A 10,105-nucleotide genomic window follows, 5' to 3' on the forward strand; every position below is an offset into this window, starting at 1 on the left:
GAGGGGGGCGCCGTAGAGCGCTGATGGTGCTCATTCGACACGTGTGACGAACATCTCGCCCAGCACGAACACCTCACCGGTCAAAAGCCGCAGCTCAATCTCGCCGGTCGCGGTGCGGCTCCATTCGGCTTCGCCGTCATCGACCATCTGGCCGATGACGGTCATCACCAGTGATTTCGCGTCAGGGGCGCGCCGGCTGCCGGCAGCTTGGGTCTGGCTGATCGCATCGGTGGTGGGAGACCTTGCCATCGCGCGCATTGCCGGTCCTCGTCAGGCCCGCACCGACCGGTTGGCATTGTCGGACGCCGCCTCACGGTCGAGCAGCGCGCGTTTGCGCTCCGCTCCCCAGGCGTAGCCGGACAGGGCGCCGTCCTTGCGGATCACGCGATGGCAGGGAATGGCGACGGCAAGGCTGTTGGCGGCGCAGGCGGCGGCGATGGCGCGGGTCGCCTTCGGCGCGCCGATGCGCTGCGCGATCTCGGCATAGGAAACCGTGCGGCCGACGGGGATGTCGCGCAAGGCCTGCCAGACGCGTTGCTGGAAGGCGGTGCCGCGCACGTCGAGCGGCAGGTCGAGGCCGAGCGCCGGCGCTTCGACGAAACCGATGACGCGGGCGACCAGCGCCTCATAGTCGCGGTCGCCGCCGATCAGCCGCGCCTTGGGGAAACGGTCCTGGAGGTCGCGCACCAGCGTGTCGGGATCGTCGCCGAGCAGGATCGAGGCGACGCCCTTTTGGCTCGACGCGACCAGGATGGTGCCGAGCGAGGATTCGCCGACAGCGAAGCGGATCTCTTCATGGGCGCCGCCGGCGCGATAGCGCGTCGGCGTCATGCCGAGCATGCCGGTCGATTTCTCGTAAAAACGCCCGCTTGAATTGAAGCCGGCGTCGTAGATCGCCGCTGTGACGCTGGCGCCGTCTTCCAGGCCCTGGCGGACCCGGGCGGCGCGGTGCGCGGCAGCAAAATCCTTTGGCGTCAGCCCGGTGACGGCCTTGAAGACGCGGTGGAAATAGCCGGCGCTGCGGCCGGCGGCATCAGCCAGTTCAGCCAGCGACGGCTCTTCTTCGCTCCGCTCGATCCTGCGGCAGGCAGCGGCGACCATCGCGGCGTTGCCGGCCTCGAGCGACGGACCATCCGGATTGCAGCGCCGGCACGGGCGAAAGCCGGTCGCCCTGGCCTGATCCAGCGTGCCGTGCAGCTGCACATTCCTGGGGTTGGCGCGCCGCGACGGGCAGGAGGGCCGGCAATAGACGCCGGTCGTCGCCACCGAATACCAGAATTCGCCGTCGGCCGCTTTGTCGCGCGCAACGATACGCGCCCAGCGCGGATCATCGGCAACCGGCAGCGGCGCGGATTTCAGATTCTTGGCCAGGGTGATGAACATGACCCCATTGAAGCCGCTGAAAGACGGCCTCGCCACCCGTTTCCTGCCAACTGTCAGGAGGTTGGAAGCAGGATCGATGGCTTTCCCAATCTGGGAAATTCCCTCTTGTTCCCAATTTGGGAAGTTGCTATATCAGGCCATGCAGATCATTGCCAAAAAGGCGCTGAAGGACTTTTGGACCAAACACAATCAGGCTGAAGCTCCTTTGACGGCTTGGTATGTAGCTGTCAGCAATGCCGATTGGAAGACCCCGGCTGACGTCAAGGATGCGTTTGGGGCGACAGTTGATTTCGTCGGCGACAATCGAATCATTTTCGACATCGGCGGCAATAAATACCGCTTGATTGTCCACGTCGCCTACAAGTTTCACCGTGTTCTGATTAAATTCGTCGGGACGCACAAAGAGTATGACAAGATTGATCCGGAGAAGGTGTGATGGAAAATATTCGACCCATTAAGACCGAAGCCGATTACGATTGGGCGATCGCCGAAATCACCAGGTATTTCGAGAATGAGCCGGAGGTCGGCTCTCTCGATGGTGACCGCTTCGACGTTCTCGCAACTTTGATCGAGGCTTATGAGGATAAGCACTATCCGATTGAAGCACCCGATCCCGTTGAAGCTATTCATTCGCACATGCAACTGTTCAACCTGTCGCGAAAGGCTCTGGCCGAGGTGATCGGGTCATCGCCCCGGGCGACCGAGGTGCTGAACAGAAAGCGGGCGCTTACCCTGGATATGGTCTTCAAACTGAACAAGGAATGGAACATTCCCGCCGAAGTCCTCGTGCAACCCTATCACCTTGCAAATGACAGGGGCCGCAAGCGCGCCTAAGCCGTCGCCCGCGGCGCTTGATCACTATCTCCTCGAGCCCTCGTTCCTACGCCGCGCGCTTGGGTTCCACCGCGAACGGGCTGAGTCCGAGCCATGCCTGCATTTTCTTGCCGATGGCCTGGTCGCCGGTCAGGGAAACCTTCGCGCCGGCCTTCTCGACCGTCAGCAACCCCATCCAGATCGCTGTCATCGTGTGCAGGTCGGTCGAGACGTAGAGATCGACGTCGAACCCGGGATCGTACCAGCACAGATCGACCTCGCCGTGCTTCTCGACGATTAGCCACCATGACCGTTTGGACGCCGGTAGGTCCTGATACAGAAATTGTATCACCGTGCGTCCCTCGGGCAGCGGCGAGGGGTTCAAATTGCGCCGCATGTCCCACATCAGCAACGACGGATCGAGGTTCTTCAGCGACAGCCGGGACTCGACCCATTTCTGCCCCCAGAAGCCCATCGCCTCGACGACCGGGCGCAAATCGCGGCCTGCCTCCGTCAGCCGATAGTCGAAGATCCCCTTCTCGCCCTGGACCTCCCCGCGCTCGACGATCCCGGCGATCTCAAGCTCCTTCAGCCGTTGCGACAGAAGGGTTGGCGACATTTTGGGGACGCCGCGGCGCAGGTCGTTGAAGCGGGTCGAACCCGCCACCAATTCACGCATCAGCACCATCGTCCAGCGGGTGCACAGCACCTCGGCGGCCATCGATAGCGGGCAGAACTGTTTGTATCCGTGCTGGGTCATGATCTGTGTCCCTCCCTCGAACTGGGTCGAACATTAGGCCTTCATGAATGAAGCGGCCAGTACGGAAACTGTACTACCCCGGTACAGATCGCGGACTGGTTGGCGAGGGTCCTGCCATGCGAGCCCTTTGGCCGGTTGCACGGGATACCCTGTGCGCCGCAACCAGGAGACTACCATGACCGCCTACGTTATCGCAGACATCAAGATAAACGACCCGCAGTGGGTGCCGGCCTACGCTGCCTCGGTGCACGACCTCGTCCACAAGCATGGCGGCAGATATCTGTCGCGCAGCGGCAATGTGAAAACGCTCGAAGGCAAGCCGCTCGACACCACGCTGATCGCCCTGATGGCGTTCCCGTCGGAAGCGGCGGCCCGCGCCTTCACCAACGATCCGGCCTATGCGCCCTTCGTTTCGGCCCGTCAGGGCGGCAGCGACAGCCGTTTCCAGATGATCGACAACACCGATCTGGCCGGAACTATCCCGTATCTGCCGAAGGGATGATCCTTCCCGGTAGTCGTCACATCGATTTCGGGATCTCCATGCAACAACAGCCACAGCGCTTGCCTGCCGGGCCTCCGTATTTTCGGCGGCCGGCCAGCTGGGCTTTTTCAAGAAGAATGGAATGAAGATGATATCGAACTTTCGCAACAGACTTCTCACGGCCGGGGCCATGCTGGCTGTCTGCACCACCTTCGCACAGGCGCATCAGGAAGCGGCTGCGCCGGCGTCCGGCCCCAATCCGCTGGCCGACAAGGTGCGGGCCGCCAACAGCCGGTTTCTCGACGTCAAGGCCGCTACATCAGAGGGCTATGCGCCCATTCCCTGCGCCAGCGGCATCACCGGCGGCGCCATGGGCATCCACTATGTCAACGGCGGATATCTGAAGGACGACAAGATCGATATCGCCCGGCCTGAAGCGGTGATGTACGAGCCGATGGCTGACGGCACGCTACAACTGGTGGCGGTCGAATACATCACCTCGAAGGGGCCGGCGTCGCTGGACGGACAGCTGTTCAATTTCAACAGCGCGCCCAACCGCTACGGCCTGGGTGAGTTTTACGAACTGCATGTCTGGGCCTGGAAGGGCAATCCGACCGGCACTTTCGCCGACATGAACCCAAAAGTGTCATGCGAACACACGATGGCGCCGAGCCAGTAGTCGGCAAGGCCAGGTGGCGCCAACGCCGCCTGGCACTCTCCCGAAAGGCAGTCGGGGCGAGGTTGCCCCGGCCTCAGCCAGATCAGGTCATGGTGGCGCCGGGTCGGGAAGCGCCAGACCCACGTCGGCGGTGTCCCGGCTCGCTTGCGGCAGAACGAACCGCCCGGTCAGGTACCAGAGCAGGGACACGACAAGGATCGAGAGATAGCCATCCACGGCATAGTGCCAGCCGGTGTAAACCGAGCCGAACAGGATGAAGGCCGCGAAGGACCAGCCGGCGGTTGCCCACCGACGACCGAAGCCGGCCAGGAAAAACGCGTTGAGAGTGACGATGGCGACATGCATGCTTGGCATGGCGGAGATGCCGCCGCCCAGTTCCGGGCGGCCACTCCGGTAGGTTGCAAGCAGATAGTCGGCATAGACATGGACCGAGGTGGCGTAGCGGTTCTGCGCCAGGGCGGTTTGCAGTGCGGCAAACCGGTCACCGCCGTAGAACTGGTCGTGGAACATCGGGCCGGTGGACGACAGCAGGGTCGCAAGAACGGTGCCGCACAGGATCGTGGTCAGCGCGAACGCCCATAGATAGCGCAAGCGGTTGACCGGATTGTTCCAGAAGGCGACGAAGAGCACCGTGCCGAACCATTGCACGAGCCAGCCATATCCATAGCCGGCGAAAATGGCGGCCGAGACCGGTTCGGGAACGACGCTGTGCGCCCATGTCCAGGGATCGACGCCATGCAGCCGAAGATCAAGCTCCGCCAGGGCACGGTCGGCGTAGAACGGCACCGTGTCCGGGATGGCGACCTTCAAGGTGGTGAAGGCGGTGACGCCGAGAAAGAACAGAAGGATGACAGGCGCGGCTGTCAGCCAACGCTGCCTGAGTATGTCGAGGATGAACCTTGTCGGGGTATGTCGGGCAAATGCCAGCCCCGCCAGGCCAAGGCCAGCCGCCAGAAGCGCGGGCAGGAAGAAGGCGAACGGCTCGGCATAGGATTGCGCCAGATGCAGGTAGCGATCCGGCTGCAGGCAAAGAGCGGTCACGGCGTAGGTCAGACACAAGGCAACCAGCAGCCAGCCGCTCCTGGTTGTCGCGATGTCCAGGTCAAGGATTGCAGCTGGGCGGCGATTGTCGCCCAGCTGCCCGGTGTGCTCACTCATGGAAGGACATCCCGCCAGCTGCCCAGAAGATTGTTGTGGGGTATTTCGCGGATGAAATATTACCATCCGGTTACACTTATTTCCAATTAGAATATTAAATATCAGATAGATATAATACATTTTTTGTTGGCAATGATCTGTTTACGAAGATGCTGCGTGGCAACGCGCTGGCATCATTCGGTGCCTTTCGAGGCTTTCAACGTTAGGCTGCCTTGTCATCAGGCTTCGGCTACGGTTGAAACAGGGCCATCGCCTGGGTGGCGATGGCCCTGTTATCAATCGTGCGGCTCGATCAGGCGGCCTTGATCAGGCCGAGCTGGGTGAGGGCGGCGACGCCGTCATCGAGGCCGATCTCCTCGACGATCCTGCCGTCGATCACCTTCAGCACGGTGGTGCCGGTGAAGCGCATGGTGCGGCCGGTGGCGGCCGGCAGCGAGCCGGCGAGGAAGTCGCCGAAGGCCGGGCCGGTATGCGTGCCGCCGCCCTCCCACTGGCCGACGACATAATCGCCCTCGGCAATCAGGTCGGCCGTGGCCCAGAAGTTGAGGTCCGGGAAGGCGGCGCGGAAGTCGGTCATGAAGGCCTTGATGTCGCCGCGGCCGCGGCGCGGCTCGTGCAGCGAGTATTTCAGCAGCATGTCGGGTGCTGCGATGTCGTCGACGACGGACAGATCGCAGGTTTCACCCCAGAAGTCGGTGAACCATCTGACGACGACGGCCTTGTTGTCTTCTTGCTTGGTCATTGGGAGGTCCTTGTTGTGTCGCGCATGCCGTTTTCCCAAAACCGCGGGGCACTTTTGGGCGGCATGCCTTTGCCAGGGATCACCGGTCTTCGCCGATGACCTGGGGCAAGCAGTAGTGCGATCCGGCGGGTGCAAAACTCCGGTTCTTGCCGGCCAATCGAAAGGCGGGGAGGGCGCCGGCGTCCGGACCATGGTGCGATAAACAGACCGGTCGGATTGTTTTTGCCGTGGTTCAGGTCTATCTGATGGACGCGGATGCCGTCACGGCGTCAGCTGCCGTCATTTGCCGCAGGAAGTCGCCATGGACAATGTCTCCCGTTCCGAACGATCCCGAAGCGCCATCATCCAGGCAGCGCTTGCCATCATCGCGCGTGATGGACCGGGGCGGCTGACGCTGGATGCCATCGCCCGCGAGGGTGGCCTGAGCAAGGGTGGCGTGATGCATCAGTTCCGCACCAAGGAAGCCGTGCTGAAGACGCTGCTGGAGAACCAGGTCGAGTTCTTCGAGAACTTCTCCAGGGACTATCTGGCCGCGGCCGGCGCCGACATGAAGGAAACCCAGCTCTCGGCGCAGATCGCGGTGCAACGCAAGGCCATCGCGGAGCCGCATTCGGTCGCCTTCGGCCTGCTCGGCGCTCTGGCGGAGAACCCGGCGCTGCTTTCGGGGCTGCGCGAGACCGATGCCAGGAAGGTCGAGGCCATTCGATCCGAGGCGACCGACCCCGATCTCGCGACGCTTCGCCTGTTCGCGGCCAAGGGCCTGGCCCTGACGACAATGATGGGCATCTGCTCGCTGTCGGATGAGGATCGGGAGCGGCTGTTCGAGCGCCTCCTCGATAATGAACAGTGGCCGGACTCAGCTGCCGCCAAGGACAGCCCAGTTTCGCCCTCAGGCGGCGCTCAAAAATAAAAACCGACTAGACGGTTTGCAAATTAGGTTTTGGCTGCTATACGACACCCAACGCAAGAGCGAGGGGTGCAGGTATGGTTCGGCAGGGGACGAGGTGCGGTGCTGGATGGCCTGCAAGCCGCTGGCAACTGGCCCGGCTGAAGCCCTCCGGCGGGACGTCTCCGGCTCATGGACACATGTCGGCGCGGGTGATGCCCCGCGAGACCCGGCATCGGACGCAACCCCTGATCCCTCGGCCGTTCGCCATATGGCGGCCAGCCGCCTTCCATTTCACGCCGCTGGTGGCAACCGGTCTCGTGCTGTGCGTCGTCGACCTGATGACGGCCCTCATGGCCATGCGGCTTTTCGACCGCCTGCGCGCCGCCGCACCTGATCCCTGGGCGTTGTCGGATTATCGGCCGCAGATGCTGTTGCTTGTGCTGGCGGCGATCCTCACTTTGCTGCCGCTACTTCATCTTGCCTCGAAGGTCTTCGCCCATGCGGCCAGGAGGCCGTCGCGCCGCCATGCCTGTTTGCGCGCCGCGCGCATGGCGCTGTGCGTGCCGGCAAGCCTCTGCCCGGTCACCGTCATCACCCTTTTGCTCACAATAGGACATTGAAAATGCACAAGACCATCCGGACTTCGCTGGAGCGGTTCACCGTTTCACGGAAACGCGGAACCGCTCCCTCTCTTTGTCTTGACGCAATTCCCAAGGGAAAGCGCAATGCGCTTTTCCCGGGAAAACCGCGACGCACTTTTCCTGGAATTGCTCTTGCCATTGCCGGGCTCTGCCTGACCGTCCAAGGCTGCGTCAGCACAGATCCGGTCGCCTATTCGGGGTTGTCGTCATCGGCTGAACTCGCACCCAATCCGCGCGACGCGACCGGGCGGGTCCCCTACAGCTATTCGACCGCGGTCGACTGGGGAAAATACAGCAGCGTCATCGTCGATCCCGTCATCATCTACCGGGGCGGGGACGGGCAGTTCGGCAAGATGCCGGCAAGCGACAGGGCTGCGATCGCCAGCTACATGCAGGCCCGGTTCACCGAAAGGCTGAAGAGCCGGTTCGCGCTCGCCGGCAAGCCGGGGCCGAACACCTTGCGCGTGCGGCTGACGCTGACCGGCGCGAAAGCCAACACGCCGGTTCTTGGCACGCTGTCGCGCTTCGACATTGCCGGCGGCGTCTACAACACCGTGCAGACCGCTCGCGACCGCGAAGGGTCGCTGACCGGCTCCGTCATCTACGCCGTCGAAATCTTCGATGCGCCGACCAATCGCCTGCTGAAGGCGTTCGTCACCAAGCAATATCCGAGCCCGATCAACATCAAGGCCAGCATGGAGCCGCTGGCCGCCGCGCAGGCCGGCATCGACAAGGGCGCGGATGCGCTTGTTGCGCAGCTGAAGTGACACCCGGACCAGAAGGAGCGCCAGGCCATGGAGGCCATTTCAATTGCCTGGTTCTTCATCTGGCAGCTCTGGTTGACGGCTTTGAGTCTGATCGAAGGACATCCGATGCATCGTGTGATTTTTCGTGCAGTCATCCTCATGGCCGCACTGGCCTTGCTCGGCTGCGAGCGAAGCAGCCCCTTCGGCAAGCCCGAACAGCCGGCGAAATCCTCGGCGGAAAGAGTGTGGTCGCCGTGACGGTTCGGCGGGCGCCGCGAATGACTGAACGACGACCGCGCCGCGCGGATCATCTCGTGGCCCCACGCGGTAACTGTTTCTTCTCTGGTTTTGCTGCAGATTGCCTCGCTGCGGGGAATGAGCGAAACAGACGATGGCGCGTCAGGACAAGAAAAATCGCAATGGAACGTTCTGGGCGAAGGCCTTGGAACGCGCTCATCTCGGCGTCTGGGATTGGGATCTTGCGACCGGCGACTGCTTCTATTCCGCGACCTGGGCGCGGATGCTGGGCTACGATGAAGGCGAACTTGCCAGCGCCAGCGACCTGTGGCTGCAACTGACCCATCCCGACGATCGTGAGCGGGCGCTGGCCAGCGGCGATCGCCATATTGCCGGACAGACCGACGCCATCGAGACCGAGCTCAGGCTGAAGCACAAGCAGGGCCACTGGGTGTGGGTGCTCGATCGCGGCGGCATCGTCGAGCGCGACGCGATGGGAAAACCGCTCAGGCTGATGGGCGTGCAGACCGACATCACCAAGCAGAAGGCGGCCGAAGCCGAGCTCGAACAGGTCAATGTGCGCTTCCGCCTGGCGCTCGCCGCCAGCGGCACCGGCATCTGGCACTACGACATCGCCACCAACAAGAGCTATTGGGACGCCCGCACCAGGGACATATTCGGCCTCGTTGCCGACACCGACGAGGTGACGGCCGGCCTCTGGCACAGCTATCTGCACCCAGACGACAAGGAGGCCACCGAGCAGGCTCATCTGCCGCCGCCCGGTTCGGACGGTGTCACGGCCTCGCAATACCGTATCATCCGGCGGGACGGCCAGGTCCGGCATGTTGAATCGCTGGTGCGCTCCATCGCCGGTGCGGGTGCTGCCGGCCAGATCCTCGGCACGGTGCGCGACATCACCGAGGAAAAGCTGCGCGAGCAGGAACTCGCCTATGCCGCCCGTCACGACGCGCTGACCGGCCTGTGGAACCGCTCCGCCTTCGACCGGCTGCTCGCCGACCATATTGCGGCGGGCGCGCCGCTGGCGGTGTTCTATGTCGATCTCGACTACTTCAAGGCGCTCAACGACTTTGCCGGCCACGCCGCCGGCGACCTGGCGCTGAAGAGCGTTGCCGCCGGCATCCGCGCCTGCCTGCCGCCGGCCGCGCACGCGGCGCGGCTGGGCGGTGACGAATTCGCGCTGCTGGTGCCGCATTGCGATGCCGCACAGGCCGAGCGGATCGCCGCCGCGGTGCTCGGCGCGGTGCGCGAGGCCGATCTCGGCCCGGCCGCGTCGACGCGCAAGCTGGCGGCCTCGATCGGCATCGCCTTCATCGATGACGCCAGCACTACGGTGGCCGACGCGCTGGCCTGCGCCGACGACGCCTGCTACGCGGCCAAGGCTGCCGGCCGCAACCGTTTCGCGGTGTTCTCCGCGGCGGCGGAAGCGGGATCGGGCGGGCTGAATGCCGCGCGCGTCGCCGCCGACACCGTCGATGCCATGGAAGACGGAAGGCTGAAATTGTTCGGGCAGGAAATCCATCTGCTGGGCCGGCCCTGGCAGGAAAGCCGCCATGTC

General features: G+C 63.4%; 14 protein-coding genes. 9 read left to right on the plus strand and 5 right to left on the minus strand.

The annotated features are described in order from the left end of the window. Nucleotides 1-30: 30 nt before the first annotated feature. Together FCU66_RS39600 and ada are read right to left on the minus strand one after the other, a co-directional pair. A complete protein-coding gene (locus FCU66_RS39600; protein WP_136622249.1) occupies nucleotides 31-258 on the minus strand; it encodes a hypothetical protein in 228 nt (75 codons plus the stop codon). A 12-nt stretch (nucleotides 259-270) separates the two neighbouring features. Continuing rightward, nucleotides 271-1,383, minus strand: a complete 1,113-nt coding sequence (ada, locus tag FCU66_RS39605; RefSeq protein ID WP_168992195.1) for a bifunctional DNA-binding transcriptional regulator/O6-methylguanine-DNA methyltransferase Ada — start codon at nucleotides 1,381-1,383, stop codon at nucleotides 271-273. A 139-nt stretch (nucleotides 1,384-1,522) separates the two neighbouring features. Here ada and FCU66_RS39610 point away from each other — a divergent pair, with 139 nt between their 5' ends. Next, nucleotides 1,523-1,819: a type II toxin-antitoxin system HigB family toxin gene (locus tag FCU66_RS39610; protein WP_136622262.1), complete on the plus strand. Its 297-nt coding sequence runs from the start codon at nucleotides 1,523-1,525 to the stop codon at nucleotides 1,817-1,819. After that, entirely contained in the window at nucleotides 1,819-2,217 is a 399-nt protein-coding gene (locus tag FCU66_RS39615) for a helix-turn-helix domain-containing protein (RefSeq protein ID WP_136622251.1), read from the plus strand. The genes FCU66_RS39610 and FCU66_RS39615 overlap by 1 nt, the downstream gene beginning before the upstream one ends. Nucleotides 2,218-2,263: 46 nt before the next feature. Here the strand turns inward: FCU66_RS39615 and FCU66_RS39620 are convergent, their stop codons facing one another. Then, complete coding sequence (locus tag FCU66_RS39620; protein ID WP_136622252.1) at nucleotides 2,264-2,956, minus strand: winged helix-turn-helix transcriptional regulator; 693 nt, start codon at nucleotides 2,954-2,956, stop codon at nucleotides 2,264-2,266. A 175-nt stretch (nucleotides 2,957-3,131) separates the two neighbouring features. Here FCU66_RS39620 and FCU66_RS39625 point away from each other — a divergent pair, with 175 nt between their 5' ends. After that, nucleotides 3,132-3,458 carry a DUF1330 domain-containing protein gene (locus FCU66_RS39625; RefSeq protein ID WP_023813864.1) on the plus strand — a complete coding sequence of 109 codons (327 nt, stop codon included), beginning with the start codon at nucleotides 3,132-3,134 and terminating at the stop codon, nucleotides 3,456-3,458. Nucleotides 3,459-3,579: 121 nt separating this feature from the next. Then, the gene (locus FCU66_RS39630) at nucleotides 3,580-4,116 is read left to right on the plus strand and encodes a hypothetical protein (RefSeq protein ID WP_136622253.1); all 537 of its coding nucleotides are present in this window, start codon (nucleotides 3,580-3,582) and stop codon (nucleotides 4,114-4,116) included. 87 nt (nucleotides 4,117-4,203) lie between these two features. On the opposite strand, the gene FCU66_RS39635 is transcribed toward FCU66_RS39630, so the two are convergent. Together FCU66_RS39635 and FCU66_RS39640 are read right to left on the minus strand one after the other, a co-directional pair. Then, a complete protein-coding gene (locus FCU66_RS39635) occupies nucleotides 4,204-5,274 on the minus strand; it encodes a phosphatase PAP2 family protein (RefSeq protein WP_136622254.1) in 1,071 nt (356 codons plus the stop codon). Between the two features lie 292 nt (nucleotides 5,275-5,566). Next, nucleotides 5,567-6,016 (minus strand): ester cyclase, encoded by a 450-nt coding sequence (locus tag FCU66_RS39640; protein ID WP_136622255.1) that lies wholly within the window; start codon nucleotides 6,014-6,016, stop codon nucleotides 5,567-5,569. Between the two features lie 301 nt (nucleotides 6,017-6,317). Here FCU66_RS39640 and FCU66_RS39645 point away from each other — a divergent pair, with 301 nt between their 5' ends. The 5 genes from FCU66_RS39645 to FCU66_RS39665 form a co-directional block, all read left to right on the plus strand. Beyond that, complete coding sequence (locus tag FCU66_RS39645) at nucleotides 6,318-6,926, plus strand: TetR/AcrR family transcriptional regulator (RefSeq protein ID WP_136622256.1); 609 nt, start codon at nucleotides 6,318-6,320, stop codon at nucleotides 6,924-6,926. Between the two features lie 191 nt (nucleotides 6,927-7,117). Beyond that, on the plus strand, nucleotides 7,118-7,525 hold the full coding sequence (locus FCU66_RS39650; protein ID WP_136622257.1) for a hypothetical protein: 408 nt from the start codon (nucleotides 7,118-7,120) through the stop codon (nucleotides 7,523-7,525). Between the two features lie 2 nt (nucleotides 7,526-7,527). After that, nucleotides 7,528-8,313 carry a DUF3313 domain-containing protein gene (locus FCU66_RS39655; protein WP_136622258.1) on the plus strand — a complete coding sequence of 262 codons (786 nt, stop codon included), beginning with the start codon at nucleotides 7,528-7,530 and terminating at the stop codon, nucleotides 8,311-8,313. A 27-nt stretch (nucleotides 8,314-8,340) separates the two neighbouring features. After that, the gene (locus FCU66_RS39660; RefSeq protein ID WP_136622259.1) at nucleotides 8,341-8,550 is read left to right on the plus strand and encodes a hypothetical protein; all 210 of its coding nucleotides are present in this window, start codon (nucleotides 8,341-8,343) and stop codon (nucleotides 8,548-8,550) included. A gap of 133 nt (nucleotides 8,551-8,683) precedes the next feature. Then, nucleotides 8,684-10,105 (plus strand): diguanylate cyclase domain-containing protein (locus FCU66_RS39665; RefSeq protein WP_136625503.1); only part of this gene is annotated, 1,422 nt, incomplete at its 3' end.

The sequence above is a fragment of the Mesorhizobium norvegicum genome (assembly GCF_004919685.1).
GTDB lineage: Bacteria > Pseudomonadota > Alphaproteobacteria > Rhizobiales > Rhizobiaceae > Mesorhizobium > Mesorhizobium norvegicum.

Excerpts from the sequence above, each read along its gene's own strand:
- ada (WP_168992195.1), bottom strand. The coding sequence starts at position 1,383 with ATGTTCATCACCCTGGCCAAGAATCTGAAATCCGCGCCGCTGCCGGTT.
- FCU66_RS39615 (WP_136622251.1), top strand. The coding sequence starts at position 1,819 with ATGGAAAATATTCGACCCATTAAGACCGAAGCCGATTACGATTGGGCG.
- FCU66_RS39660 (WP_136622259.1), top strand. The coding sequence starts at position 8,341 with ATGGAGGCCATTTCAATTGCCTGGTTCTTCATCTGGCAGCTCTGGTTG.
- FCU66_RS39645 (WP_136622256.1), top strand. The coding sequence starts at position 6,318 with ATGGACAATGTCTCCCGTTCCGAACGATCCCGAAGCGCCATCATCCAG.
- FCU66_RS39640 (WP_136622255.1), bottom strand. The coding sequence starts at position 6,016 with ATGACCAAGCAAGAAGACAACAAGGCCGTCGTCGTCAGATGGTTCACC.
- FCU66_RS39630 (WP_136622253.1), top strand. The coding sequence starts at position 3,580 with ATGAAGATGATATCGAACTTTCGCAACAGACTTCTCACGGCCGGGGCC.
- FCU66_RS39600 (WP_136622249.1), bottom strand. The coding sequence starts at position 258 with ATGCGCGCGATGGCAAGGTCTCCCACCACCGATGCGATCAGCCAGACC.
- FCU66_RS39655 (WP_136622258.1), top strand. The coding sequence starts at position 7,528 with ATGCACAAGACCATCCGGACTTCGCTGGAGCGGTTCACCGTTTCACGG.
- FCU66_RS39610 (WP_136622262.1), top strand. The coding sequence starts at position 1,523 with ATGCAGATCATTGCCAAAAAGGCGCTGAAGGACTTTTGGACCAAACAC.
- FCU66_RS39620 (WP_136622252.1), bottom strand. The coding sequence starts at position 2,956 with ATGACCCAGCACGGATACAAACAGTTCTGCCCGCTATCGATGGCCGCC.
- FCU66_RS39635 (WP_136622254.1), bottom strand. The coding sequence starts at position 5,274 with ATGAGTGAGCACACCGGGCAGCTGGGCGACAATCGCCGCCCAGCTGCA.
- FCU66_RS39625 (WP_023813864.1), top strand. The coding sequence starts at position 3,132 with ATGACCGCCTACGTTATCGCAGACATCAAGATAAACGACCCGCAGTGG.
- FCU66_RS39650 (WP_136622257.1), top strand. The coding sequence starts at position 7,118 with ATGCCCCGCGAGACCCGGCATCGGACGCAACCCCTGATCCCTCGGCCG.